Origin of the sequence: Salipiger abyssi (assembly GCF_017311415.1) — a bacterium.
GTDB classification, from domain to species: domain Bacteria; phylum Pseudomonadota; class Alphaproteobacteria; order Rhodobacterales; family Rhodobacteraceae; genus Salipiger; species Salipiger abyssi_A.
The window spans coordinates 105,676-129,228 of the sequence record NZ_JAEKIS010000004.1 but is presented as its reverse complement, the minus strand read 5'-3'; the positions used below and the strand labels follow the sequence as shown (position 1 = coordinate 129,228).

The 23,553-nt window shown below is 64.2% G+C and carries 26 protein-coding genes; 15 read left to right on the top strand and 11 right to left on the bottom strand.

The genetic code is table 11. From position 1 onward, the window contains the following. Positions 1-13: 13 nt before the first annotated feature. On the bottom strand, positions 14-763 hold the full coding sequence (gene flgF / locus I6N89_RS07440; protein WP_207017620.1) for a flagellar basal-body rod protein FlgF: 750 nt from the start codon (positions 761-763) through the stop codon (positions 14-16). A 102-nt stretch (positions 764-865) separates the two neighbouring features. On the opposite strand from flgF, the gene I6N89_RS07435 reads away from it, so the two are divergent. The 4 genes from I6N89_RS07435 (at position 866) to I6N89_RS07420 (ending at position 6,731) form a co-directional block, all read left to right on the top strand. After that, positions 866-2,722 carry a hypothetical protein gene (locus I6N89_RS07435; protein WP_207017619.1) on the top strand — a complete coding sequence of 619 codons (1,857 nt, stop codon included), beginning with the start codon at positions 866-868 and terminating at the stop codon, positions 2,720-2,722. 191 nt (positions 2,723-2,913) lie between these two features. Then, the gene (locus I6N89_RS07430) at positions 2,914-4,215 is read left to right on the top strand and encodes a flagellar hook protein FlgE (protein WP_207017618.1); all 1,302 of its coding nucleotides are present in this window, start codon (positions 2,914-2,916) and stop codon (positions 4,213-4,215) included. 21 nt (positions 4,216-4,236) lie between these two features. Continuing rightward, on the top strand, positions 4,237-5,652 hold the full coding sequence (gene flgK / locus I6N89_RS07425; protein ID WP_207017617.1) for a flagellar hook-associated protein FlgK: 1,416 nt from the start codon (positions 4,237-4,239) through the stop codon (positions 5,650-5,652). Positions 5,653-5,666: 14 nt separating this feature from the next. Further along, a complete protein-coding gene (locus tag I6N89_RS07420; protein ID WP_207017616.1) occupies positions 5,667-6,731 on the top strand; it encodes a flagellin in 1,065 nt (354 codons plus the stop codon). On the opposite strand, the gene I6N89_RS07415 is transcribed toward I6N89_RS07420, so the two are convergent. Beyond that, positions 6,696-7,481: a response regulator transcription factor gene (locus I6N89_RS07415; RefSeq protein ID WP_236016486.1), complete on the bottom strand. Its 786-nt coding sequence runs from the start codon at positions 7,479-7,481 to the stop codon at positions 6,696-6,698. The genes I6N89_RS07420 and I6N89_RS07415 overlap by 36 nt on opposite strands. A gap of 167 nt (positions 7,482-7,648) precedes the next feature. Here I6N89_RS07415 and I6N89_RS07410 point away from each other — a divergent pair, with 167 nt between their 5' ends. The 7 genes from I6N89_RS07410 to I6N89_RS07380 all read left to right on the top strand — a co-directional run bounded on the left by I6N89_RS07410 (position 7,649) and on the right by I6N89_RS07380 (position 12,261). After that, positions 7,649-8,761 (top strand): flagellar basal body P-ring protein FlgI, encoded by a 1,113-nt coding sequence (locus tag I6N89_RS07410; protein ID WP_207017615.1) that lies wholly within the window; start codon positions 7,649-7,651, stop codon positions 8,759-8,761. Between the two features lie 12 nt (positions 8,762-8,773). Then, positions 8,774-9,094 carry a hypothetical protein gene (locus tag I6N89_RS07405; protein ID WP_236016485.1) on the top strand — a complete coding sequence of 107 codons (321 nt, stop codon included), beginning with the start codon at positions 8,774-8,776 and terminating at the stop codon, positions 9,092-9,094. Then, positions 9,091-9,501: a hypothetical protein gene (locus I6N89_RS07400; RefSeq protein ID WP_207017614.1), complete on the top strand. Its 411-nt coding sequence runs from the start codon at positions 9,091-9,093 to the stop codon at positions 9,499-9,501. Before I6N89_RS07405 ends, I6N89_RS07400 begins: the two co-directional genes overlap by 4 nt. A gap of 114 nt (positions 9,502-9,615) precedes the next feature. Further along, positions 9,616-10,452 (top strand): flagellin, encoded by an 837-nt coding sequence (locus I6N89_RS07395; protein ID WP_207017613.1) that lies wholly within the window; start codon positions 9,616-9,618, stop codon positions 10,450-10,452. Positions 10,453-10,593: 141 nt separating this feature from the next. Beyond that, on the top strand, positions 10,594-11,028 hold the full coding sequence (gene flaF, locus I6N89_RS07390) for a flagellar biosynthesis regulator FlaF (RefSeq protein WP_207017612.1): 435 nt from the start codon (positions 10,594-10,596) through the stop codon (positions 11,026-11,028). After that, positions 10,997-11,443 carry a flagellar biosynthesis repressor FlbT gene (locus tag I6N89_RS07385; RefSeq protein WP_207017611.1) on the top strand — a complete coding sequence of 149 codons (447 nt, stop codon included), beginning with the start codon at positions 10,997-10,999 and terminating at the stop codon, positions 11,441-11,443. The genes flaF and I6N89_RS07385 overlap by 32 nt, the downstream gene beginning before the upstream one ends. Continuing rightward, complete coding sequence (locus I6N89_RS07380) at positions 11,440-12,261, top strand: DUF1217 domain-containing protein (RefSeq protein WP_207017610.1); 822 nt, start codon at positions 11,440-11,442, stop codon at positions 12,259-12,261. Before I6N89_RS07385 ends, I6N89_RS07380 begins: the two co-directional genes overlap by 4 nt. Before the next feature lie 273 nt (positions 12,262-12,534). Here the strand turns inward: I6N89_RS07380 and I6N89_RS07375 are convergent, their stop codons facing one another. Genes I6N89_RS07375 through fliF form a run of 5 tightly spaced genes read right to left on the bottom strand, consistent with a single transcriptional unit; the run spans position 12,535 to position 17,187 of the window. Beyond that, the gene (locus I6N89_RS07375) at positions 12,535-13,596 is read right to left on the bottom strand and encodes a flagellar motor switch protein FliG (protein WP_207017609.1); all 1,062 of its coding nucleotides are present in this window, start codon (positions 13,594-13,596) and stop codon (positions 12,535-12,537) included. Between the two features lie 21 nt (positions 13,597-13,617). Next, positions 13,618-14,466: a flagellar type III secretion system pore protein FliP gene (gene fliP, locus I6N89_RS07370; protein ID WP_207017608.1), complete on the bottom strand. Its 849-nt coding sequence runs from the start codon at positions 14,464-14,466 to the stop codon at positions 13,618-13,620. Continuing rightward, positions 14,463-14,813 carry a FliM/FliN family flagellar motor switch protein gene (locus I6N89_RS07365; RefSeq protein ID WP_207017607.1) on the bottom strand — a complete coding sequence of 117 codons (351 nt, stop codon included), beginning with the start codon at positions 14,811-14,813 and terminating at the stop codon, positions 14,463-14,465. The genes fliP and I6N89_RS07365 overlap by 4 nt, the downstream gene beginning before the upstream one ends. Next, positions 14,810-15,484 carry a FliH/SctL family protein gene (locus I6N89_RS07360; protein ID WP_207017606.1) on the bottom strand — a complete coding sequence of 225 codons (675 nt, stop codon included), beginning with the start codon at positions 15,482-15,484 and terminating at the stop codon, positions 14,810-14,812. The genes I6N89_RS07365 and I6N89_RS07360 overlap by 4 nt, the downstream gene beginning before the upstream one ends. After that, positions 15,481-17,187: a flagellar basal-body MS-ring/collar protein FliF gene (fliF, locus tag I6N89_RS07355; protein WP_207017605.1), complete on the bottom strand. Its 1,707-nt coding sequence runs from the start codon at positions 17,185-17,187 to the stop codon at positions 15,481-15,483. The genes I6N89_RS07360 and fliF overlap by 4 nt, the downstream gene beginning before the upstream one ends. Positions 17,188-17,334: 147 nt before the next feature. Between fliF and I6N89_RS07350 the strand changes: the two genes are divergently transcribed. Genes I6N89_RS07350 through I6N89_RS07335 form a run of 4 tightly spaced genes read left to right on the top strand, consistent with a single transcriptional unit; the run spans position 17,335 to position 19,829 of the window. Next, a complete protein-coding gene (locus I6N89_RS07350; RefSeq protein ID WP_207017604.1) occupies positions 17,335-17,910 on the top strand; it encodes a flagellar basal body-associated FliL family protein in 576 nt (191 codons plus the stop codon). Continuing rightward, entirely contained in the window at positions 17,907-18,848 is a 942-nt protein-coding gene (locus I6N89_RS07345) for a flagellar motor switch protein FliM (RefSeq protein ID WP_207017603.1), read from the top strand. The genes I6N89_RS07350 and I6N89_RS07345 overlap by 4 nt, the downstream gene beginning before the upstream one ends. Next, entirely contained in the window at positions 18,832-19,185 is a 354-nt protein-coding gene (locus I6N89_RS07340) for a flagellar motor switch protein (protein WP_207017602.1), read from the top strand. The genes I6N89_RS07345 and I6N89_RS07340 overlap by 17 nt, the downstream gene beginning before the upstream one ends. Before the next feature lie 5 nt (positions 19,186-19,190). Then, complete coding sequence (locus tag I6N89_RS07335; RefSeq protein WP_207017601.1) at positions 19,191-19,829, top strand: MotE family protein; 639 nt, start codon at positions 19,191-19,193, stop codon at positions 19,827-19,829. Between the two features lie 380 nt (positions 19,830-20,209). On the opposite strand, the gene I6N89_RS07330 is transcribed toward I6N89_RS07335, so the two are convergent. From I6N89_RS07330 to I6N89_RS07315, 4 genes are all read right to left on the bottom strand, one after another. After that, positions 20,210-20,662 carry a MarR family winged helix-turn-helix transcriptional regulator gene (locus tag I6N89_RS07330; RefSeq protein WP_207017600.1) on the bottom strand — a complete coding sequence of 151 codons (453 nt, stop codon included), beginning with the start codon at positions 20,660-20,662 and terminating at the stop codon, positions 20,210-20,212. A 431-nt stretch (positions 20,663-21,093) separates the two neighbouring features. Beyond that, positions 21,094-21,558, bottom strand: coding sequence for a MarR family winged helix-turn-helix transcriptional regulator (locus I6N89_RS07325; protein WP_207017599.1), 465 nt, complete (start codon positions 21,556-21,558; stop codon positions 21,094-21,096). Between the two features lie 68 nt (positions 21,559-21,626). Continuing rightward, positions 21,627-21,935 carry an antibiotic biosynthesis monooxygenase family protein gene (locus tag I6N89_RS07320; protein ID WP_207017598.1) on the bottom strand — a complete coding sequence of 103 codons (309 nt, stop codon included), beginning with the start codon at positions 21,933-21,935 and terminating at the stop codon, positions 21,627-21,629. Then, the gene (locus tag I6N89_RS07315) at positions 21,932-23,506 is read right to left on the bottom strand and encodes a sugar ABC transporter ATP-binding protein (protein WP_207017597.1); all 1,575 of its coding nucleotides are present in this window, start codon (positions 23,504-23,506) and stop codon (positions 21,932-21,934) included. Before I6N89_RS07315 ends, I6N89_RS07320 begins: the two co-directional genes overlap by 4 nt. Between the last annotated feature and the right edge of the window lie 47 nt (positions 23,507-23,553).

Below are 23,553 nucleotides of genomic sequence, written 5' to 3'. Positions count from 1 at the left end.
TCTTTTCCCTCGTTTAGCTGGTCTGGCCGATGCGGCTCAGCATTTCTTTCTTCAGATCGTCCTCGGAGGAGACCAGGTTGAGCGCGTGCTGATAGGCCTGCTGGATGTCGATCAGCCGCGTGACCTCGCTCACCGCCTGCACATTGCTGCTCTCGACGGCGCCCTGAAGGATCTGGGTGCCGGTGTCGTCGGGTTCGAGCTGTGCATTGCCATCCTCCGGCAGGAACATGCCGCCGCCGGTGCGCGACAGGCTTTGCCGGTCGGGCAGGGTGAAGATGCCGACCTGCCCCAGCACGCCACCCGCCGTCGAGGAGATTACGCCATCCCCCGATACGCTCACGGTGCTGGCGAATTCCGGCGGGATATTCAGCGGCGCGCCGCCCGCGTCCAGCACCTGCGCGCCACTCGCGGTGACCAGCCGGCCCTGCGCGTCGAGAACGAAGCTGCCATCGCGCCCGTAACCGGTGCGCCCGTCGGCCAGCTCATAGGCGAACCAGCCCTGCCCGGTCAGCGCCATATCGAGGGCGTTGCCAGTCTGCACCAGGGCGCCCGGCGCGTCGTCGAGATAAGAGCCGCGGTCGATCAGGTAGTTGGTGCCCTCGCCGGAAGCCGAAGCATCGTCCTGTTGCAGATAGCTTTCGAACAGCACCCGCGCGGCCTTGAACCCGTTGGAATTGGCATTGGCGATATTGTTGGCGGTCACGTCGAGCTGCCGTTCAAGCGCCGTCAACTGAGACAGCGCGACATAGGTCGAATTATCCATGCACCAAGCCCGTCAATATTTGGACAAACATTCTTTCCTTGCCGAAGATGCGATTTCCGTTAAGATAAAGCAAGCATATTCATGGTGAGGCGAACAAATAAAGTGGCCTATTCTTGTGCGTTCCGGGGGCGTCACGCGGCGGTCATGGCGGTGTTGCTCTGTGCCTGTCCGGTGCTGGCGCAGCCCGGCCCCGAAGAAGGTGCGCGCATGCTCGAAGAGCGGCTCACCCCGGCCCTCCTGAGCCCCATGCGGGTGATCGACCCGCCGCAGCTTTACCTTGCCCAGCGTGAAACGCAGCCCTTTCTGGAAGAACGCCGCGCGCTGATGGATGCCGTGGTGGCCGCCGGCGACCGCCAGCCGGATCTGGCCCGCGCGCTTACCGATCTGGCGGAGTTCTTCTTTGCCCATGCCATGGCGCCCGAGGGCCTCTCGGTACTGGGACAGGTCGGCGGTGAGGACGTCCCGCCGGCCCACGACCTGCGCGCCGCCGCCTTCGAGCTGGCGCTGGGGCTGATCGACCCCCGCGAGCGCCCGCTGACCGACCGCGCCCGCGCCCTGCTGACCCCGGCACATTCGGACTGGGCCGACCAGCCGCTGTTCCGGACCCTGTCGCATCTGCGCGCCGCCGAGTGCGCCGAGGCCGCGCCGCTGCTGACCAATGCGGTGATGCGGCTCGCGCGGTTTCCCAAACCGGTGCAGGAGCGCGTGTTGCCGGGCTTTCTGGAATGCGCCATCGAAACAGAGCAGTGGCGGCTGGCGCGCGACATCGCCGCCGCTTTCGACAGCTACCCGGCGCTGAAGGACAGCCCGTCCTATCACTTCCTGCTCGGACGCGTCGCCGAGATGGGGAACGAGCCGCTGGCGGCCTTCGACAGCTATGTTCTGGCACAGGACGGCAAGGATCTCTGGGCGCATCGCGCCCGCCGCGCGCTGGTCGATCTCAGCCTGCGCGAAGAGGCGATCACCACCGAGCAGGCGGTCGTGCTGCTGTCGCAGGAAACCGAGCTATGGCGCGGCGACCGCTATGCCGGCGAGACGCTGGACGATCTCGCTTCGCTTCAGGCCATCGCGGGAGACAAGGTGTCCGCCATCGAGAGCTATGGCCGGATGCTCCAGCGTCAGGCCGGCACGCCGCTCGCGGACGCGGCGCAGCAGAAAGCCCGGGCGCTGATCGAAGAGCTATACGACCAAGGCGCAAACGAAGAGATCATGCTGGGGCGCTTCATGTCCTGGCATGAACGCATCGCGCCCTATTTCCGCTTTACCGTCAGCTTTGCCCATGCCGCCGAGAGCTTTGCCGACCGGTTTCTGCGCGCCGGCGCAACCGTCGCGGCGGCGCGCGAATACGCCACGATCCGCGATTACCTGACCGCCGCGCAGGATCTCGGCATCGCCGAGGCGGCGCCGGGCCAGATCGACCGCCTCACCGTCAAGGAGGCCGAAGCGCTGCTGGAGGGCGGGCAGTTCGACACGCTGGGCGCACTGCTGGCGCAGCCGCCGAGCCTCGACGATCCCGAGCTCGCGCGGCGCTTTCGACTGATCTCGGCGCGCTATCTCGACGAGACCGGGCGGCGCGCAGAGCTGCTGGACGAGGTCAGGGGGCCGCTGCCGAGCCAGATCCTGCGACTACGCGCGCAGGCCCAGTTCGAACGCGAGGACTGGCCCGCCGCGCTGGAGGCCTATGGCACGCTGCGCGCCAGCCTCGACGGCGATCTGCCACTGCCCGACGCGATCCGCTATCTGCTGGCCGCGCATCGCAGCGGCGACAGCGCCAAGACCGCCGAGCTGGCACAGGATTTCCCAAGCCTGACAGAATTGCCAGGATGGGCAGAGATCGCCAAGAGTCTGGCAATCGCCGCGCCCGAGCTGCTGCCGCTGCGCGAGGAAACCGCGCGCGCCCGGATCCGGAACGCGCAGGACATGCTCGACAGCCTGCCCGAGTCCGGCAAGCTCAACTAGCCATCCCACGCCAAGATGCGGCACCGCCTGGATTCTTGAACAATCCTCGGAGCGCGCATCGTATGAACAAAAACAGACAAAAGATTGCGAAAGACCGGCAAGTAAAGAAAGCTTTAACCATGGTGTAACCGCGGTCTGCTATGTGATTAACGAACGGTGAATTCATCACCGATCGAAACGGCGAGGCGGTTATGAGCATTTCCAACGCGATGGCATCCGGTGTCAGCGGTCTTCTGGCGAACTCCACGGCGGTTGAGCGCATTTCCTACAATATCGCAAACGCGGATACGGTGGGCTATCGCCGCAGCTTCGCGCAGATGGTGACCTCCGGGTCGACAAACGCGGCGGGCAGCTTTGCCACCGGCGTGCGCACGAATATTACGCATGCGAACGGGGTCGACGGCAGCTTTTCCGAAACCTCGGTCGCCTCGAACCTCACGATCAGCGGCAACGGCTTCTTCGTGGTGAACTCGAACATCGACGCCTCCTATACCTCGGGCAATATGTTCACCCGCGTCGGCAGCTTCGAGCCCGATGAAAACGGCAATCTGGTCAACGCGGCGGGGCTCTATCTGATGGGCTATGCCTACGGAGCCGATGGCACGCTGGGCGCGGTGGACCGGAGCAGCTTCAACGATCTGGAGCCGGTGAACATCGCCAATCAGACCATCAGCGGCGCCATGACCGAGAACGTCTCGGTCAGCGGCAACCTGCCGTCGCAGGAAACCGGGCTCGATACGCCGGGCGACGCCTTTGTCTCCTCGGTGGAATATTACAACGCGCTGGGAGAGGCCGAGTACCTGACCCTGTCCTTCCAGCCCAACACCACCGACGACCAGTGGGTGGTGACGATCTCGGACGATACCACCGAATACGGCAGCGTAACGGTCGATTTCAACGACAGCGGCGCCAATGTCGGCGCGCCGGCGAGCTACAGCGATATCGTCGCCAACGCCGCGGCGCCGGCGGGCTTTGCCTTCGATCCGGCAACCGGCGAAATGACCCTGACCATCGACAATGCCGACGCGCCCCAGGTGGTCACCGTGTCGCTCGGCGCACCCGACAGCTTCGACGGACTCACCCAGTTCTCCGGCGATTACACCCCGATGGCCATCGAGGCCGACGGCAGCGAAAGCGGCACGCTTTCCCGCGTTGAGTTCGACGAGTTCGGCGATGTCTGGGGCGTGTTCGACAACGGCACCCGCAAGGCGCTCTATTCGATCCCGCTGGCCACATTCGCCAACCCCAACGGGCTGGAAACTTCGAACAACTCGACCTTTGCCATGTCGCGCGACTCCGGCGATTTCTATCTCGGCCAGGCCGGTGGCGGCGACAGCGGTACGCTGACCTCGGGCGGCGTGGAATCCGCCAATGTGGACATCGCCGAAGAGCTGACCAGCCTCATCCAGCGCCAGCGCGCCTATTCGTCGAACGCCAAGATCATCACCACCGCCGACGAGATGCTGACGGAAACGGTGAACCTGAAGCGCTGAGGCGCTGGATAGGACTGTGACATGGGGCTGACATCTGCCTTCAACGCGGCGCGCAGCGGCATGGGCGTGACCTCACGCTGGGCCGAAAGCGTGTCGTCGAATATCGCCAACGCCAACAACCCGAACTTTGCGCGCCGCGATACCCATATCGCGACCAATGCGCAGGGCGCGGCGACGGTGAGCGAAATCACCCGGGCAGTCGATAGCTCGCTCGATGCTATGTATCGCGACGAGGTCGGCCGCACAGCGCGGCAGGACGCCATCGCCTCCGGGCTTTCCGCCTACACCTCGCTGCTCGGCGACAGCCAGAGCAGCAACACGATCCTCACCCGGCTGACCGATTTCCAGAACGCGCTTGGGCTGCTTTCGGTCTCGCCTTCGGACGGCGCGCTCCAGCGCAGCACCGTGGCGGAGGCTCAGGAGCTGGCGCGAACACTGAACAGCGCCGGCTCGGAACTGGCCGACGCCATGGACAGCGCCGAGGACGGGATCGGCGCGGATATCGCCGAGATCAACGCGGCGCTGAGCCGTCTCGACGGCTATAACGAGCAGCTCTCTTCCGGCAGCCTCGGCACCAGCGAGGCGCAGCTCGCGCTTCAGGACAAGATCGGCGCGGAACTGGACGCGCTGGCCGAATACATGGATTTCACCCTGCGCACCGATGCTCAGGGGCGGATCGAGCTTTTTGCGGCGGGCGGCGCACCGCTGCTGGCCGGAAACGCGGCGCAGGTGCTGAGTTTTGACACGGCAACCGGCACCCTGACCGCCGGCGAGTTCGAGATCACCCCGGGCGTGCCCGGGGTGCGCGGGATCTCCGAAGGCGCGCTTGCCGGCAAGATCGAGCTTTTCAGCGAGACGCTCCCCGAGATGCAGGCGCAGCTCGACGAGGTCGCGCGCGCGCTGATCGCGGGCATGGAAGACGCCGATGCCAGCCTCGCCCCCGGTGAGGCGGGGCTTTTCACCGATGCCGGAGCTGCGCTGAGCGATCCCGCCGCGCCCGGGCTGGCGCTGCGCATCGCGGTAAACGGCGCGGTACTGCCAGAGCAGGGCGGCGCCTACTGGCGGATCCGCGACGGCATGGGTGCGGATGTGCCCGGCGCCGCTGGCGACAACACCCAGATAGAGGCCTTTATCGCCGTGCTCGACGGCGACATGGCCTTCGATCCAGAGGCCGGGCTCGGCGAAAGTGCCACGCTCTCGAGCTATGTCGCCACGCTGATCGCCAGCCAGAACAGCGCCCGCGCCGAGGCGGAAAGCTCCGCCGAAAGCCTCGCCGCCGGCGCGATCGCGGTGCAGAGCACACGCATGTCGTTCATGGGCGTCAATGTGGATGACGAGCTGCAACAACTCACCGCCATCGAACAATCCTACGGCGCGAACGCGCAGGTGCTGACGGTCGTCTCCGAGATGATCGACACCCTGCTCGGCGCGGTCTGACCCGGAGACCTGTCATGATCTACCTGATGAACCGGGGCCCTTCGACGCTTTACAGCAACCTGCTCCGCCGCAACGCCAATGCCGAAATGCAGACCCAGCTTGCCAATGCCGAGCAGGAGCTGTCCTCGGGCGTGAAGAGCGATATCTACAAGTCACTGGGCACCGGCGCCGCCGAGGCGCTGAACCTCAACGCCGCGCTGGAGCGCGACGAGGCACAGACCGCCGCCAACTCGCTGCTCGGCAGCCGGCTCGATACAATGAGTCAGGCCATTGGCACGATGCGCGAAGCGGTGCAGTCGACGCTGGAGCTGGCGCTGGCCAACGGTTCACCGGAAGGCGGAACGGCGGAGGGGCTTCAGACCTCGGCGCGCGCGGCGCTCGATATGGTGATCGCCCAGGCCAACCTGAACTATGGCGGGCAGCCGATGTTCGCGGGGATCGCCGACGGGACCACGGCGTTGCAAGTCTGGGACCGTCCGCGCGCCGATACCGGCCTGTCGCCGCAAGGCGTGATCGAGGACGTGATCGCCCAGGGCATGGGCACGCCTGCCGATGTCGCCGCACGGATTACCGAGCTCGACGCGATCTTTTCCAATAGCGCCGCCGACCCGGACGAGAATTTCGACGCCCTGTTCTTTACCGGCAGCACCGGCAGCGCGCGCATGTCGGCCAGCATCGGCGACGGCGAGACGCTGAGCTACGGCGTGCAGGCCAATGACGCGGCGTTCCGCCAGGTGCTTCAGGGCCTTTCGATGCTCGCCGCCACCGACCCAACAACCATTCCCGATGACGAGGCCTACGCGGCCTGGGTCGGGACCGCCACGGAACGGCTGAATGCCGGGCTCTCGGGGCTGCTCGACAGCCAGACCCAGCTCGACACTGCTTCGGCGCGGATCGAGACCGCGAACACCCGCATGGAAGACCGCGCGCTGCTCTACAAGAGCCGGATCTCCGATCTGGTCGGCGTGGACGAGTACGAGGCCGCAACCGATATCAAGGCATTGGAGGCGCAGCTTCAGGCAAGCTATGCCGCCACCTCGCGCCTATCCCAGCTGAGCTTTCTGAACTTCATGTTCTGAATGGTCTGAGGGCCGCAGCACAACCGGGCCGTCGGCGTGCTCGACAATCTCCGGTGCCAACTTGTAGCCACGGCCCCGGATCGTGCGGATATGCGGATCGCCCAGCGGCGACATCTCTTCGATCTTCTTGCGGATCCGGCAGATATAGACGTCGATCACCTTGTCGAAGGGCTGCTCTTCGGCCATGCCGTAGACCGCATCGTAGATCCGCGATTTCGACACGACGCGCGGTGCCGCCAGCGCGATCTGCTGAAAGATCGCGAGTTCGCGCTGCGACAGCTTCATCGGCTGGCCGGCCACATCCGGGTCGCGCCCGTCGAAATAGGCGGTCACGTCGCCGATATGCACCGAAGCCGCCGCGTGGCCGTGAAAGCGCCGGGTGATCGCGTTGACCCGGCTGCGCAGCTCCAGCCCGGTCACCGGCCCGACGATATCGTCATCGGCGCCGGCATCGAGCGTTTCCATCGCCGCTTCGGGGTCGCGCTGCTCGCGCAGAACGAGAATCGGATTTCGGCAGCCGGATTTGCGCAGTCGCGCGATATGCTCGACGATGCGTGGATGGCCGGAGAGCAGGACCGGGCGGTCGGCATAGCCGTCGCTGCCCAGCAGGTCGAGCTGACGCTCGAAAAAATCGTCATTTACCGCCACGGGCTCCCAATGTGCCTCGTTCAGCTCTGACAGCAGGCCGGCCAGGGCGTTGGATCGCGGCTCGTAAAGGTAGATATGCACCACGCTCTCCCGATGGGACATTTTTTGGTCTTATTATCCATGGCTGGACAGGACGATCATGCGCAGTATTTTTCCCGGGGTCAAGCATTAGACAAGGATAGCATGATTATATGTGATTTAATCATTGCGATTTCTCCGGTTTTTATGTTTAATCTTGCCAGAGAGAGTTCTTTTTTGCCCGGAGTCCCATGAGGATCGCAGCCCGCATCGGCGCCTTGATCGCCGCCTTTTGCCTGGCCCTGCCGGCGCAGGCCGATGTCCGGATCAAGGACATCGCCACTTTCGAGGGCGTGCGCGAGAACCAGCTCGTGGGCTATGGGCTGGTGGTCGGCCTCAACGGCACCGGCGACAGCCTGCGCAACAGCCCCTTCACCGAAAAGAGCATCGAGGCGATGCTGGAACGGCTGGGCGTGGGCAATCTCTCGGACGACCGGATCAAGACCGAAAACACCGCCGCGGTGATGGTCACCGCCATGCTGCCGCCTTTCGCACGCAGAGGCTCGCCCATCGACGTGGTGGTCTCCTCGCTGGGCGATGCCAGCTCGCTGCGCGGCGGCACGCTGATCGTCACTCCGCTGACGGGCGCGGATGGCGAGGTATATGCCGTGGCGCAGGGTCCGATTGCCGTCGCCGGATACGCGGCACAGGGCATGGCGGCCTCGGTGGTCGAGGGCGTACCGACGGTGGCACGGATCGAAAACGGCGCGACGGTCGAGAACGAGGTGGAGTTCGAGCTGACCTCGCTCAACTCGATCCGACTCAACCTGCGCAACCCCGATTTTACCACGGCGATGCGCGTGACCGAGGCCATTCAGGAGCGCATGGGGTCGAATTCCGCCCGGGCACTCGACTCCGCAACGGTCGAGGTCGGACTGCGCGGGTCGGGCAAGGGCGACGTGCCCGAGGTGCTCTCGGTGATCGAAAACCTGCGGGTGGAGCCCGACAGCATCGCCAAGGTGGTGATCGACGCACGCTCCGGCACCATCGTGATCGGCGCCGATGTGCGCATCGACCGCGTCGCGGTCAGCCAGGGCGGGCTCACGGTGATGGTGCGCGAAGATCCGATGGTCAGCCAGCCCAACCCGGTGACCATCGGCGGCACGACCGTGGTGGTGCCGCGCACCAGCGTCGGGGTCGAGGAAAGCGAGGCGCATTTCACCATTCTCGAAGGCGCGGATGTCAGTCTGCAACGGCTTGTGGACGCGCTGAACGCCATCGGTCTGACCGCCACCCAGACCATTTCCATTCTCCAGGCGATCAAGGCAGCGGGCGCGCTGCACGCCGATCTCGAGATCATCTGAGGAGCGCGCGCGATGGATATCAAGACCAGCATGGCCGCGCTGCAAGTCACCGGCGCCCAGCACGCGCAGCCCGGCGCCGTGGCACCGGACGCGCCGGCCTCCGCCGCCAAGGAATTCGAGGCCATGTTCCTCACTCAGATGGTCGACGAGATGCTGAAGCAGGTGGATATCGGTGAATTCGGCGGCGGGCAGGCAGAGGAAACCTGGCGCTATTTCCTGGCCGAAGCCTTTGGTCGCGAAATCGTCGAGCAGGGCGGCGCCGGCATCGCCCCGAGCCTGCGCAGCGCTCTTGCCGCCTATGCGCAATCGGGCACAACGGAGCAAGGCTCATGAGCGATGCAACCCACGCCAGCGCCACGCTACTGATCGACCGGCTCGCCCGTCTGCTGCGCGACGAGATCGCCGCCATCGGGCAGGGGCAGCTCGCGCGCGTCGAAGAGCTCTACCCGCGCAAGACCGAACTGCTTGCCGAGATCGAGACCACCTTTGCCGAGGCCGACCATCTGCTTTCCGGCGAGAAACCCGCCGCCGAAAAGCTGCGCCGCAAACTGCACGACCTGCGCGAACTCATCCAGACAGACCTCGCGATGCTGCGCCGGATGACCGAGGCGACCAGCGCGGTGGCCCGCGAAATCGACCGGATTCGCGACCGCCAAAGCCTCAGCGGGCTCTACGATCGCGATGGCGCCCGGCCGCAGAAAGCTGTGTCCTCGCCGCAACGGTTTGACCAGTCTATTTAGCTTTAACCTTTGTTTAACCCGATGCTCCAATTTGCCGTGTTACGGATCGTCTCACGGCAGGACCGTTTTCGTCAGAAAGACGAAGACCAATAACGATAGAAATCGGAGCAGAAAATGTCTTCTATCCACACCAACGCGAGCGCAATGTCCGCGCTCTCGACGCTGCGCAATATCAACAACAGCCTCGCATCGACCCAGGACCGCATCAGCTCGGGCCTGAAAATCGCTTCGGGCAAAGACAACGCAGCGTATTTCTCGATCTCCGAGACGATGTCGAGCGACTCGCGTATCTACAAGGCCATCGACGAAAGCCTGACCCTGACCCAGAACTCGATTTCCGCAGCTCGTCTGGGCGCTGAAACCGTCAAGGACCTGGCCTCGGAATTCGTCGAGCGCGTCGCCTTCGCACAGGGCGGCACCGAGGAAACCCGCACCGAAGTGCAGGCCGAACTGGACGAGCTGGCCGCCCGTATCCAGACCACCATCGACCAGGCGACCTTCAACGGTTCCGACCTCGTCAACGGCACCTCGGCCGTGACCGTCGTCACCGGCATCAGCCGTGACGCCGCAGGCTCGATCACCACCACCACGGTGAGCTTCGACCAGCAGGATCTGGGCGCGATCCAGTCCACCCTGGCCGGCATCGACCTGACCACAGCTTCGACCACGGCGCTGATGGAAACCGCCCTTCAGAACGCCGAAGGCGCCCTGTCGGACGCCATCGACTCCGCCACCGCTTTCGGCATCGCCGAGAAATCGGTCGAAATGCAGAAAGAGTTCCTTTCGGAGCTGACCGACAAGATCGACGCCGGTGTCGGCGGCATGGTCGACGCCAATATGGAAGAAGAAGCCGCCCGTCTTCAGGCGCTTCAGGTGCAACAGCAGCTGGCCACGCAATCGCTGTCGATCGCGAACCAGTCGCCGCAGAATATTTTGTCGCTCTTCCGGTAATTTTTCTGGAAAATGCACAACTTATGATGGCATAGTGAAGGGGCGCCGCAAGGCGCCCTTTCTTCGTCGCAACCCCGGATCAACCGGGGGCGGCTTACAAATCGCCCCGGGACCAGCCGGGGGAGCAGAGGCAGGAACGGAATGAGCATCAACGCTTACAAGCGCACGATTCGCGAAAGCGAGTCTCCGCGCCAGATCGAAGCGCGCGTCTTCGCCCGCATCACCGGCGCCATGGAAACGTATTGTACCGCTTTCGACGCGGCCGACAGCAACGAGGCACGCAGTGCGGTTCTGGCGGACGGGTTGCGTGACGCACTCGCCGACAATCGCCGTCTCTGGATCACCCTGCGCGACGATCTCGCCGAAAGCGGCAACGCCTTTCCGCAGGCACTGCGCGCCCAGCTGATCTCCATCGCCCTCTGGGTCGACCGTCAGAGCCAGCAGGTGCTGGGCGGCGGGCCGGGCCTGCGCGCACTGATCGAGGTGAATTCCAGCATTCTCGCGGGGCTGTCTTCGCGCCCGGCGCTGACCACGGTATCGGATCATGGCACTCAATCTCACGCTGAAACCCTTTGAGCGACTGGTCGTCAACGGCTGCATGATGCGCAATGGCGGCCGCAAGAGCACGGTCACCGTGGAAAACCGCGCGGATATCATCCGCGAAACCGACCTGCTGAAACCCGAGGCGGCGGCGACACCGGTGAAGGCGGTCTATTACCTGATCCAGAGCGCCCTGATCTATCCCGAAAAGCGCGAGGATCTGGCCAAAGCGGTACAGAAACGTCTGGCAGAGTTGGCCACGGTGTTTTCCGCCGATCTGCGCTTTCATGTTTTCAGCGCCGCCAACAATGTCAGCCGCATGGAGTATTACACCGCGCTGCGCGACCTGCGCCCGCTGATCGCGCGCGAGGCCGAGGTATTGGGCGCCGCCGGGCTCGACCCGACGCAACTGGTGCCCGAAGCCGCAGATCCCGAAAGGAAACGCGCATGATCTCGATTTCGGGCATGTCGACCCTGGTCGCCCTGAAACTGGTTGATGCCACCGAGGACAAGGAACAGGCGCTCCTGCGGGAAGAGCCCGAACACGCCCGCGCCATCGAGCATTTCCTGGAAAACATCTCGGATGTCGAAAGCGTTGACGATCTGATGGGCGATTACGAGCTCTACAGCTTTGTGATGAAGGCCTACGATCTCGAAGACCAGATCTTCGGCAAGGCGATGATGGAGAAGGTGCTCAAGAGCAATATCGAGGAGCCCGATGCGCTGATCAACCGGCTGACCGATCCGCGCTTTAAGGAGCTTTACAACGCCATGGGGTTCGGCACCGACGGCGAAGGCAATATCAACACCGCGCTGCGTTCGTGGAGGAACCGCGTCGTTGATAAATACATCGACACGCAATATGTGAACGACAAAACCGACGAGAACGAGGCACTTGGCACGGTACTGGAGTTCCGCCGCAAGGCGGACGAGATCGAAACGGCGTTCGACATTCTGAAAGATCCGGAGATGTCGGAGTTCTTCCGGACAATCCTGGGCCTGCCGGCGCAGATGGCATCGCTCGATATCGACCGCCAGGCCGAGATGCTGACCGACCGTTTCGATCTGAAAACGCTGAAAGATCCCGAAGAGGTGGAAAAGCTGGTACGTAAATACGTGGCCATCTCGGATGCCAACTCGGATTTCACCAGCACCAACGGCGCGGTTCAGATCCTGTCCGGCGTCGCGAATTCCGGCTCGGGAAGCTTTCTGCCGGTCACCATCGACATCGAAGCCATCGCGGGTTTCAGCGGCTACAAGCTGCGCTAGGGGTTTGATGTCGTCGAAGCGGAGGGTTGGAAGCCCACCCTACGGTGCAGCATCGACGTAAGCCGCGCCATCGCCGGCCCGCGGGATGGCGAACCGGCGGCTCGTACCCCTCGCTTTATCCCAGCCAAATCCGAAAGACCTCTCAACGAAGCGCGGACGTCATCAGATCGCCAACCCGGTGGGGCGGGCCGGCGATGGCGCGGTGGCCTGCGGCCTTGATCCGCGCCCATGCATCGCTCGGCCGTAGGGTGGGTTTCCAATTCACCGCCCCGATCAGAACATCTCGTCGTCTTCGTCGTCGCTGAGCGGCAGTCGCACCTGATCCTCGTCCGCCAGGGTCCGCGCGTAATCCAGCATCATCGACTGCGCCGCACTCACCTCACGGCGGCGCACCGGGCCCATGCTGTCCATCTCTTCCTGCAACATGTCGCGCGAGCGCGAGGGCAGGGCGTTGAGGAAGGCGTCGCGCGCCGCCTGGCTGGCGCCGCGCAGCGCGGTGGGCAGCGTGTTGCCAGGCATGCCGCGCATGATCTTGGCGAGATCCATCGCGTCCATCTTCACCAGATCCTCGAAGGTGAACATTTTGGCCTTGATCGCATCGAACGTGTCGGGGATCGACTCCTCAAGCGCCGGCGCCATGGCGTCGAAGGCATTGCGGTCGAGCTTGTTGAACAGATCCGCCATGCGCTGATGCTGCTCGGTGGTCGTGGGCTGGGCACCGGCATTTATGATGTCGCTTTGCAGGGATTCCTCGATCTGCTTCATCATGTGATGCGGCACCGCCTCCATACGGATCATCCGCTCGACCACGTTCTGCATCTTTTCCGGCCCGAGGATCGGCAGCACCTTGGCCGCCACGTCGGTTTTCACATTCGACAGGATCGCCGCGATGGTCTGCTCGTGCTCGCCCTTGAGGTAATTGGCGATGACATTCTCCGACAGCGCCCCGAACCGTGCCCAGAGATCGCGCTCTTTGAGCGGGCCGCGGATGTCCTTCAGGATGCCCTCGACCTGATCGCCCGGCAGCAGCGAACGCAGCAGGTTCTCGGCCACAGCGAAGGAGCCGACCACGCCGCCGCCATTGGTGATGTCCTCGACGAAATCGCTCAGCACCTGCTCGACCGTCTCGGAGGAGATCGAGCCCAGCCCCGACATCGCCCGCGTGACCTGCTGGATCTCGATATCGTCGAGCTGCTGGAGCAGCGCCGAGCCGCGCTTTTCACCGAGGCACAGGAACAGGATCGCCGCCTTTTGCGGGCCGGTCAGCTTGCGCCGCCGGGCGGTTGCCGCGTTCGCCCCCGTCGAGGTGGCGCGTTTGAGATTCGCAACTGCCATGATCCTGCTCTCCTGCCTGTCTTACCCGCCCCCGGCGAGGGGGATGTAACTTTCCATGAGACTGCCCGCCAGCATGTACCAGCCGTCGATCAGAACGAAAAAGATCACCTTGAACGGCAAGGAGATCAGCACCGGCGGCAGCATCATCATGCCCGCGCTCATCAGCACCGAGGCGACGATCAGGTCGATCACCAGAAACGGCAGGTAGATGAGAAAGCCGATGGAAAACGCCCGCCGCAGCTCGGAAATCATGAAGGCCGGCACCAGCTCGCGCCAGCCGGCCTCTTCGGCGGTTTCCGGCAGCGGCGCCGGGTCTGTCACCTCGCCACCCGCGTCGCTGCGCTGCGAGATGTCGCGGAACAGCGCGAGATCCTTTTCGCGGGTGTTGACGAACATGAAGCTCTTGAACGGATCACCGATCCGCCCAAGCGCCTGCTCTTCGGTGATCGCATTGTCCATGAGCGGCTGCACACCGCCCTCCCATGCATCCTCAAAGACCGGCTGCATGACAAAGAAGGTCATGAAAAGCGCCATGGAGGTCAGCACCATATTGGGCGGGGTCTGGTTCAGCCCCAGCGCCGAGCGCAGCATGGAGAACACGATCACGAAGCGGGTAAAGCTGGTCATGATCACCAGCAGCCCGGGCGCCAGAGACAGCACCGTCATCGCGGCGATAAGCTGGATGATCCGGCCCGAGAGCGTCGCCCGTTCGTCCGAGCCCGCCGGCGCGCTGCTCAGCGCGTCGCCGATGGCGCCCAGCAGGTCCGAGCCCGCCGATTGCGCCTGTGCCTGCGTGGCGGCCAGCGCGCAAAGCACCGCTGCCAGCAGGCAGAGGGGCAGGGCACGCAGGAGGCCGCCATGTCGGGTCATTCTTCGGACACGTAATCCTTGACGATCTCGATCAGCGAGACGCCAAGACGGTCGTCGGGCAGCTTGACCAGATCGCCACGCGCCACCAGCCGGTCGTTGATCACCACCTCGACGGGCTGACCGATGCTCTTGTCGAGCTCGATGATCGAGCCGCGGCTGAGCTTGAGCAGCTGTGCGATGGGCATGCGGGTGCGGCCCAGAACGATCTGGACGTTCAGCCCCACATTCAGCATCGCGTCGATGGTCTTGCCGCTATCGCCGGGCTTGGTCTCCGCCTGCTCGGCGGCGGCCTCTTCGGCAACCGCTTCGGCGACGGTGCCCGCGGTGGTTTGCGCCTCGTCGGTCATGACTCTTCTCCTGCCAGTTTCTGCCCGAGCTTCAGCTCGATCTCCTGCCGTGCCGTCCCTAGCGCGCCGAGGATGCGCGCGCAGATTTCGTGAAAGCTGTATTCCATCACGCCGTTATCCCAGGCGGCGCGCACCTCGCCGGCACCAAGCACGGGATCGGATTTGACGGAAAGCCGCCCGCCGAACCCTGCCTGCCGCGCGGCCAACTCCAGCTCGGCGCTGGAGACTTCCAGCGCATCCGGCGACACCCAAAGATCGAGCCGCGCCGATCCCAGCGCCATGCGCACCGCGCCCTTTGCTTCGCGTAGCGCCTGACCGTCTGCGAGGCGCTCGCTGACATCGGGCGCGACCTGGCGGAAGACCGAGAGCACGAACTCCACCATCTGCGCTTCGAGCGCCGCATGGTGCCGGTCGGCATCGGCAAAGAGCGCCTGCATGGCGGGGATCACCGCTTCGGACGCGGCAAGACGGCGAGCGGATTCCGAGCTTTGCGCGGTTTGCGCCGCGTCTTCACGACCCTGCTGCAACCCGGCCTGAAAGCCTTCGTCGCGAGCCTGCCTCACCGCCTCATCATATTCCGCGCGGGTAAAGACCGCGCCGACAATCGGCGCGTCACCACGCCGGACGGCATCGTCTTCGGCGTCGAAATTACGGTCGAAGACATAGCTCATGCGCTCGGCCCTTCTGCCAGCCAGGCGCGGACCACCTTGATCGCATCATCCGGTTCGCGCTCGATCAGACCGCTGACCGTATTGATCCAGCCGCGCTGCACGCCGCCCTCGACCGAGGCGACGGGGATCATGTCGTTCTCGGAGCCGGGCGGCAGCGGATCGAGCACGGTGCCGCTGTGATAGACGGTCTGATCGGAATTGCCCTGCCGCGTGGTGTGAATATGGGTGACGTTGGAGGTTGCGCCGGCCCCACCCTCCGCCGCGGCGGCGGGCAGGGCGGCGGTGCCTTCGGGCGCCGGCAGCTCGCCGCCGGCTTCGGCCTCGCCGGATTGCGCAAAGGCGCGGTTGAGCAGCGGGCGCACGCCCAGAACCAGCACGACCACGACAAGCGCCAGGGCAAAGAGCCCACGCAGGATGGTGCCGAGATTCTCAGACAGGATCTGCCCGATACTGCGCGACACCGGCTCGCCCACATCCATGGAGTAATCCATGAAGCGCAGGCTCACAACTTCAACACTGTCGCCCCGCGCCTCATCGAAACCGACGGCGCTGCGCACCAGCGCTTCGAGCCGCTGAAGCTCTTCGGCGCTGCGCTCCTGATAGTCGACTTCGCCGTTTTCCTGAACGTTATAGATGCCGTTGACCAGCACCGCGACGGAGACCTTCTCCACCTCGCCGGGCTCGCGCACGATCTCCGACGTGGTGCCGCCGATCTCGTAATTGACGATCTCGTTGGTGCTGTTGGAGCTATTGCTGTTGGTGCCCGGCGCGCCATCGGCCAGCGCGGCGGGGATATCGTCGGCCACACCGACCTCGCCACCGGCGGCGCGCTGATCCTCGCGGCTCTCCTCGCGGGTTTCGGTGGAACGCACCACACGCTGATCGGGATCGAAAGTTCGCTCCTGCAAGACCTGACGCTCGGTCGAAAGATCGACGCTCACCTGCACGCGCGCATTGCCTGCGCCCACGCGGGCGGTCAGGATCTGTGCGATGCGCTGGCCGAGCCGGTCCTCGACCTGCGCCCGGGCGGATTGCAGCGATGCCTCGCTGCCCGCTTCACCGTCATCGGCCAGGATGGTCTCGCCCGAAGCCGAGAGCACGGTGACCTGCGCCGGCGCCAGATCCGGTACGGCGGAGGCCACCAGCGAGCGGATCGCATGGGCCTGCCGCATGCTGACCTGACGCGCGCCACGCACGATAACCGAGGCCGAGGGCCGGGCACGTTCGCGGCTGAAAGGCTCGCGCTCGGGCAGCACCAGGTGCACACGCGCCGCCTCGACCCCGTCGATGGTCTGGATCGAGCGGGCCAGCTCGCCCTCCATGGCGCGCAACCGGTTCACCCGCTGCATGAAACTGTTCATGCCGAGCCCGCTGGCCTCGTCGAAGATCTCCCATCCAGGAGTGCCGTCGCTGGGCAGTCCGGCGCCTGCCAGCTCCATCCGTGCGCGCGCCAGGTCCTCCGCCGGAACACTCACGGCAGTGCCGGCCATTTCGGCGCGGGCGGGGATATTCGCCTGCTCAAGCGACTCGACGATTCGCCCGGCCTCGGCCGGCGATACATCGCGGTAGAGCGACACGTAATCGGGCGTCGAAACCACGGAAAGTCCGATAAACATTGCCAGAATCAGCGCAACGCCTGTCCCTCCGAGAACCGAGAGTCGCCGCCACCCGAGCGACTTCAGATTGTCGAGAATCGCTTGCACGTCTATTTCTGCCTATGCTGAAATCTTTCCCAAGAATAAACACAACTGTTCTTGTTCATCAAGAACTTCATTGGGATTTATACTTGCTTTAATCCAGTTTCTCGCGCATGGTGATGCAAGATTAGGTAGAGTTCAAAAGCGCGGTTCATGGCCGACTCGTCAAAGACATCCCCAAGCGACGCCGCGCCCTCAAAAGCAGGGCGCCTCATCCGCATTGCGGTGTTGCTCGTCGTCTGTCTGCTGGCTCTGGCGGGCGGGCTGGTGGCGGCTGTGGGCCCGCAGCGAGCGATGGCGCTGCTCGGTGGCGGCGGCAAGCCCGCGGCCCCGGACGAAACGCATGCAACCGAGGCCGCCGCGCATGGTGGCGGAGCGGCCGGCGGCCACGGGGCCGAGGCGCAAAAAAACATTGTCGTCACGCCTTTCAAGGAAATTATCGTCAATATCACCTCGACCACCGCCACCGGGCGGCAGACCACGCGCTTTCTGAAACTCAACCTCGCGCTGGCCTACGATTCCCGCATCGCCGGGGCCGAGAATATCGAAGAGCGCAAACTCTTCCTTCGTGACAGCTTTCAGGACTATCTGCGCCAGCTCAACGAAAGCGACCTTCAGGGCACGATCGGGCTGGTGCGGCTGAAAAGCGAGTTACTGCGCCGCGCCCGCGCGATTTCCGACAGCGATGCGCCCCAGGAATTCCTTATCGCGGATCTGATTGTGCAATGAGCGTCGAATCCCCCATCCACCCCGACACCCGCGCCGTTCAAGAGCTGATCGTCGAGCGCGCGAAGTACTCCTATGCGCGGCTACCGATGCTGGAGGTGGTGTTCGACCGGTTTTCGCTGTCTCTGGCGCAGGTGCTCAAGAGCTATCTCGGGGCGATGGCCGATATCAGTTTGAAAAAGATCGACTATCTGACCTGTCAGGACGCGCTGGAAAACCTCCCTGACCCAGCGCTTATTGCCGTCACCGATGCCGAAAGCTGGGGCGGCACCATCGCGACGATTCTGCAACCGGATCTGCTCTACAGCATACTCGAGATCACGTTCGGCGGGCGTGCCGTGCCCGGCGGCGCGCGCAACCCCCGTACCTTCACCGCGATCGAAAAGCGTGTGGGGCAGGGGTTCTGCGAGGAGGTCCTAAAGGAACTCTCGGGCGCCTTCGCCAATGTCGCGCCGGTGAGTTTCAAAATCGACCATCTTGAAACCAACCCCAAGGGTCTTTTGCTGGCGCCGCCCACCAGTGCCTGCGTGCGCGCCGTGCTGAGCATCGAGATCGAGGACCGCAGCGGCGAAATGGTCTTTGTGCTGCCGAACACCGCCTTTGAGAAGGTCAGCGATGTGCTGTCGCAGCATTTCACTGGCGGTCAGCTCGGCGGCGATACCGGCTGGCGGCTCAAGATGACCGATATGCTGGGCGGCACCAATGTGGCCATGGCGGCGGTGATGTGTCGGGCCTCGATCCCGATGCGCGATGTGCTCTCCTGGGTGCCCGGCCAGGTACTCGATCTCGGCATGCAGGTGGACGATCCGGTCACGCTCTGCTGCGCCGGCAAGGAGCTTGCGCGCGCCGAGGTCGGTCGCCGCAAGAATGGCCGGGTGGCGCTAAAATTCATGGAAAAGCTCTACGAAGAAGAGGAACTTCCCAATGTCCTTCGTGATTGACATCGCTATCCTTGTGCTGCTCGTCGGCACGATGGCTTATGCTTGGGTGGTGGACCGCCGCGTGCGTCTGCTCATGTCCGTGTTGAAGGATATGGAACCGATGATCGGCACGTTCTCGGCGGCGGTGGACCGCAGCGAAAGCACCGTCTCGGCGCTGCGCTCGGCCGGTCAACCGCCGGCGGAAGAGGCCCGGCAGGAACGCGCACCTGCGCGGGGAGAGCCCTCCTTCCGCACGCGCCGCGAACGGCCCACGCGCCCGGTCGGCGCGACATCCGTGCCCGGAAAGTCCGAACTGGTGCGCGGCTTTTTTGAAACCGTTCGCCAGCGCGAGGCGTGAACGCGATGCGGCCCATCACGCTTATCCTTGCCGGTCTGGCGGTCGTGAGTGCCGCAAAGATCGGCGTGACGCTTCTCGAAGAGCCGAAGCTTGCCAGCGCGTCGCAGCAGGAGGCGCCGGAACAGACGGCCTTTGTCTCCGCCGCATCGGCGGCAACCAGCGTGGAACCGGAGCCTGCCGCCGCGCCGAAAGCCGCTGAGCCGGCAGAGGTCTGCGAGGCGCCAGAGGATCTTTTGGCCTCGATCCGCGAAGAACGGGATTTGCTTGAAACCCAGAAAGACCGAAACGCACAGCGCTCGGCAGAACTCGACCTCGCCGCCGAAACGCTGGCGGTGGAACAGCAAAGGCTGGCCGATCTCAAGGCCGAGCTCGAAGAGCTGCTGCAAAAGGTCGAGGCGGCGCATACCGCCGATGTCGACCGGCTTGTCGCGCTCTATCGGAACATGAAGCCCAAGGATGCCGCGGCAATCATGAACGACCTCGATATCGAGGTCTCGGTCATGGTGCTGGGCACGATGAACGAGCGCGACGCGGCGCCGATTCTCGCCGCGCTCAATCCAGTGCGCGCGCGCGCGATTTCCCAGATCATTCTGGAACGCTCCAAACTGCCCGGCGACCAGCGTCTGGACGATATCAGGCTTTGACCGTTTGCCAAAGGGCATCACAGCTAGAGAGCGCCTTAGAAGTGCCGATCATGCGGATAATCCGTCTTATGTAAAGTTTTGGCGCAGGCGCATGGCATCTTCGGCTGTTTGAAAATGCCTCTCAACCTGGCGTAGACGCGTACCAGAGGCTGCGGACCAGCGCGCCATAGCATCAGCGCGACCGGATTGTCTTCGCGCGGACACTCATAATGAAATAGACGATCCCCTGGGCGCGATACATGTCTTCGACAACGTGTTGAGTGACCTTGCAGCTCGCAGCGAACCGGTGCCGTTGGGCTGCCCGCATCGTAGTAAGAAGGGTGTCGGACGCCCCAGATCACGCGCCTTCAGCGTCCAAACCACCCAGACGACACAAGTGCTTATTCGGCTTCGGTCGGATCGCCGCTCATTAGCCGGCTCTGTGCAGAAACGAGCAGCGCCATCATATGCGCAAGGTCCTGCTGCGACATCCCCGAAAGCGCCGCCGCGTTCACCGAGGCCGCAGCTTCGAGACAGGGGCTCTCGAGCTGCCGGCCCTTCTTGGTGAGAAAGACAACGTTCTTGCGCTGGTCGGTTGGATGGCCCTCGCGGACAATCAACTGCTCGGCGGCGAGACTGCGCAGGGTGATCGCCACGCTCGGCGCGGCAATCCCGGCACGCTGCGCGATTTCGGACTGGGTCAGCCCGTCCTGAATCCAAAGCACCCGCAACACATACCATTGCCCGATGCCGACCCCGTGACGACCGATCTTTTGTGCAAGCTCACGTTGCAGCAATCTGTTCAGATTGCGAATGACATGCCCAAAGCTCTCATCGGGGGGAAGTGTGATCATCGTCGCTCCTGCGGCCCGTCTGATGCCCAAGCTCGCGCAACGCGCCCTGCCGTCGGAGGCAGGCGCACTTGCCGGATATTAAGTTCGCATCTTAACAAGCCTATCCCCGAGCGAAATTCGGGTGTCAAGCGCCCCACCCTGCGACATCGAGCCCGCACCGCTGCGGGCCAGCGGCTCCGCCGACCTCGAAAGATCGCAGAAAACATTGCTGTCCGCACCGCGCGCACCGTCGCCAAACGGCATCGTGGGCAGTCGCCAGAGCCATCCCAGAACAAGACCGTGCCGGCACCGCTTGTCACTCCAGGCCGACTACGTTGATTAACCCGGTAATGAATCTTGACAAGGGTGTCTGCGGCGAAGCGACTCCGGAGAGACCGGCCAACCCGCAGAGTAGCGCTCGCGTCCGCAGGCTGCCGATTGTCGGGACAGGCTCAGATCTCCGACGCCGCACCCGCCTCTTCCGCCTGCTCGACAAAGCGCCCGCAGGCCGCGCGCAGCACGCGCATGCAGGTTTCAACATCCTCCTCCGGCAGGTCCGCCAGCGAAAAGGCATTCACCTCGATGGCCTGTGCCAGACAGATGGATTCGAGCTGCCGCCCCGCCTTGGTCAGGAAGATGATGTTCTTGCGCTGATCGGTGGGATGCCGGTCGCGCACCACATAGCCATGCTCGGCCAGGCTGCGTAACGCAGCGACGATGCTGGGCGCGGCAACGCCCGCGCGCTGCGAAATCTCGGCCTGAGAGATCCCGTCCTGAATCCAAAGCACCCGCAGCGCGTACCATTGCCCCAGCGATACCCCGAGCGGTGCGATCCGCCGGCCGAGCTCACGCTGGAAATAGCGGTTCACGTCGCGGATCAGGTGACCGAAGCTCCGGTCGGGGGGGAGGCTGTTCATCGGGCGCGGGTCCAATCCTAAAATACGCGGGGCCGGAACGAGGTCCGGCCCATGCAATCGCAGAAATTCTAGGACATAACTGCCGCAGAGGCCACGTAATCGCAATGCAACGCAGCGACACCGCCGTCGATTGCCTCTCCGATGAGCCCGAAAAGCGTCTCATAAGCCGGCGATTTCTGAAACTGTTCGGTATGGGCCTCGACGCTGTCCCATTTCACCAGACAGAAAAAGGTCTGCGGTTTCTCCTTTGCGCGCATCACGTCGATGCCGTGAAACCCCGGTGCCGCCTGAAACAGCGGCAACGCCGCCTTCATCCCTTCGGCAAAGACGTCCTCCGAGCCGGGTTTCGTCCGAATTTCGACCACTTCCAAAATCATGGCAGCCCCTCCGTTTCCAATTTCTGCGTTGTCTCCGGTCCCGGTGCGGCCCCGGCCTCCTTGGTGGAGTTCATCATCACGAGCAGGTTGTGCTCGGTCATCTCGGCACCGCGCAGCTCTCCGGCGAGCCTGCCGTCGACAAAGACGCCGATGCGGTCGGCAAGGTCGATGATCTCGCCGGGGTCGCTGGAATAGACCAGCACGACGAGCCCCGCCTGCGCCAGATGCCGGACGATGCGGTGAATCTCGAGCCGCGCATGGATGTCGATGCCCCGGGTCGGATCGTCGAGCAACAGCAGCGTCGGCTGCGCCTCAAGCCATTTGGCAAAGACCACCTTCTGCTGGTTGCCCCCGGACAATTCGGAGACCTTCTGCTCTACCGTGGCGAGCTTCACCCCGAGCTGATCGCAGCGTTTCTGCGCCAAGGCCACGGTCTGCGCGCGGTCGAGCACAATGCCGTCGCGCCCCTGCGCGAGCGAGCGAACGCTGACGACGTTTTCCGCGATGGACTGGCGCTGCATCAGGCTCAGCGTCTTGCGGTCGGCGGGCAGATAGGCGACGCCCGCCTTCACCGCCGCCGCCGGATCGGGTTGCTGCGGGACGCCGGAGGGCAGACGCACCCGGCCCGCTACCGGTTTCTGCACCCCGAACAGGATCTCGAACAGATCCGACACGCCGGACCCAACGAGCCCAGAGACCCCATAGACCTCGCCCGCCTTTACCTCGAGCCCGTCGACGGCAAAGCCTGACGCGCCACGCAGATCCGAGATCACCAGCGGCCCGCCCTCGGGAAAGCTGTAGCCCTCCAGCGCATGGTCCGACTCGTCCTCGGTCTCGGGATCGGCCAGCGGGTCGTCGCCCAGCATCGCCGCCACCAGCGCGGGCAGGCTGTCGGGCTCTTTCAGGTCCGGCGAGGCCACGCGCTGCCCGTTGCGCAGCACCACCGCCTCGTCGCAGACGTCGATAAGGTCTTCCAGAAAGTGCGTGACATAGACGATGCCCACGCCCAGATCGCGCAGCCGCCGCAGCTGGTCATGCAGGCGCTTGACCTCGCTGGTATGCAGCGACGAGGTGGGCTCGTCGAGGATCAGCACGCGCGGGTTTTGCAGCAGAGCGCGGGCGATCTCGACCAGTTGCCGCTCGCCGAGGCTAAGCCCTTCCAGGCGGCGGCCCAGATCGTAGTCGAAACCGAGTTCGCTCAGGATCTTGCGGGCCTCCTTGCGGAAGACGGACCGCGACGGCCAGGAACGGCGCCCCTTGAGCATGCGCAGGTTTTCCTCGACCGAGAGCGAAGAGAACAGGCTCAGCTCCTGCGAAACGATGGCGATACCCTCGCGCAGCGCCTCGGCGGTAGAGCCGAACTGGACGGGACGGCCGTCAATGGTCAGCTCGCCGGCAGAGGGCCGGATCGCGCCGGCGATGATCTGAAGGAGCGTCGATTTGCCCGCCCCGTTCATCCCGGCCAGACCGATGATTTCACCCGGGCGCAGTTCGAAACCGACATTGTCGAGCGCCACGGTCGCGCCATAGGTCTTGCCGATGCCGCGCGCGCTAAAGATCTCACGGGTCATGATGCCTCCGACAGATAGGGTGAGGCGGCGCCACCGAAGCGGCGCCG

Excerpts from the sequence above, each read along its gene's own strand:
- I6N89_RS07335 (WP_207017601.1), top strand. The coding sequence starts at position 19,191 with ATGCGGCCCATCACGCTTATCCTTGCCGGTCTGGCGGTCGTGAGTGCC.
- flgF (WP_207017620.1), bottom strand. The coding sequence starts at position 763 with ATGGATAATTCGACCTATGTCGCGCTGTCTCAGTTGACGGCGCTTGAA.
- I6N89_RS07340 (WP_207017602.1), top strand. The coding sequence starts at position 18,832 with ATGTCCTTCGTGATTGACATCGCTATCCTTGTGCTGCTCGTCGGCACG.
- I6N89_RS07375 (WP_207017609.1), bottom strand. The coding sequence starts at position 13,596 with ATGGCAGTTGCGAATCTCAAACGCGCCACCTCGACGGGGGCGAACGCG.
- I6N89_RS07345 (WP_207017603.1), top strand. The coding sequence starts at position 17,907 with ATGAGCGTCGAATCCCCCATCCACCCCGACACCCGCGCCGTTCAAGAG.
- flaF (WP_207017612.1), top strand. The coding sequence starts at position 10,594 with ATGAGCATCAACGCTTACAAGCGCACGATTCGCGAAAGCGAGTCTCCG.
- I6N89_RS07395 (WP_207017613.1), top strand. The coding sequence starts at position 9,616 with ATGTCTTCTATCCACACCAACGCGAGCGCAATGTCCGCGCTCTCGACG.
- I6N89_RS07330 (WP_207017600.1), bottom strand. The coding sequence starts at position 20,662 with ATGATCACACTTCCCCCCGATGAGAGCTTTGGGCATGTCATTCGCAAT.
- fliP (WP_207017608.1), bottom strand. The coding sequence starts at position 14,466 with ATGACCCGACATGGCGGCCTCCTGCGTGCCCTGCCCCTCTGCCTGCTG.
- I6N89_RS07405 (WP_236016485.1), top strand. The coding sequence starts at position 8,774 with ATGGATATCAAGACCAGCATGGCCGCGCTGCAAGTCACCGGCGCCCAG.
- I6N89_RS07360 (WP_207017606.1), bottom strand. The coding sequence starts at position 15,484 with ATGAGCTATGTCTTCGACCGTAATTTCGACGCCGAAGACGATGCCGTC.
- I6N89_RS07385 (WP_207017611.1), top strand. The coding sequence starts at position 10,997 with ATGGCACTCAATCTCACGCTGAAACCCTTTGAGCGACTGGTCGTCAAC.
- I6N89_RS07400 (WP_207017614.1), top strand. The coding sequence starts at position 9,091 with ATGAGCGATGCAACCCACGCCAGCGCCACGCTACTGATCGACCGGCTC.
- I6N89_RS07320 (WP_207017598.1), bottom strand. The coding sequence starts at position 21,935 with ATGATTTTGGAAGTGGTCGAAATTCGGACGAAACCCGGCTCGGAGGAC.
- I6N89_RS07415 (WP_236016486.1), bottom strand. The coding sequence starts at position 7,481 with ATGTCCCATCGGGAGAGCGTGGTGCATATCTACCTTTACGAGCCGCGA.
- flgK (WP_207017617.1), top strand. The coding sequence starts at position 4,237 with ATGGGGCTGACATCTGCCTTCAACGCGGCGCGCAGCGGCATGGGCGTG.
- I6N89_RS07365 (WP_207017607.1), bottom strand. The coding sequence starts at position 14,813 with ATGACCGACGAGGCGCAAACCACCGCGGGCACCGTCGCCGAAGCGGTT.
- I6N89_RS07325 (WP_207017599.1), bottom strand. The coding sequence starts at position 21,558 with ATGAACAGCCTCCCCCCCGACCGGAGCTTCGGTCACCTGATCCGCGAC.
- I6N89_RS07420 (WP_207017616.1), top strand. The coding sequence starts at position 5,667 with ATGATCTACCTGATGAACCGGGGCCCTTCGACGCTTTACAGCAACCTG.
- I6N89_RS07380 (WP_207017610.1), top strand. The coding sequence starts at position 11,440 with ATGATCTCGATTTCGGGCATGTCGACCCTGGTCGCCCTGAAACTGGTT.
- I6N89_RS07430 (WP_207017618.1), top strand. The coding sequence starts at position 2,914 with ATGAGCATTTCCAACGCGATGGCATCCGGTGTCAGCGGTCTTCTGGCG.
- I6N89_RS07315 (WP_207017597.1), bottom strand. The coding sequence starts at position 23,506 with ATGACCCGTGAGATCTTTAGCGCGCGCGGCATCGGCAAGACCTATGGC.
- I6N89_RS07350 (WP_207017604.1), top strand. The coding sequence starts at position 17,335 with ATGGCCGACTCGTCAAAGACATCCCCAAGCGACGCCGCGCCCTCAAAA.
- I6N89_RS07410 (WP_207017615.1), top strand. The coding sequence starts at position 7,649 with ATGAGGATCGCAGCCCGCATCGGCGCCTTGATCGCCGCCTTTTGCCTG.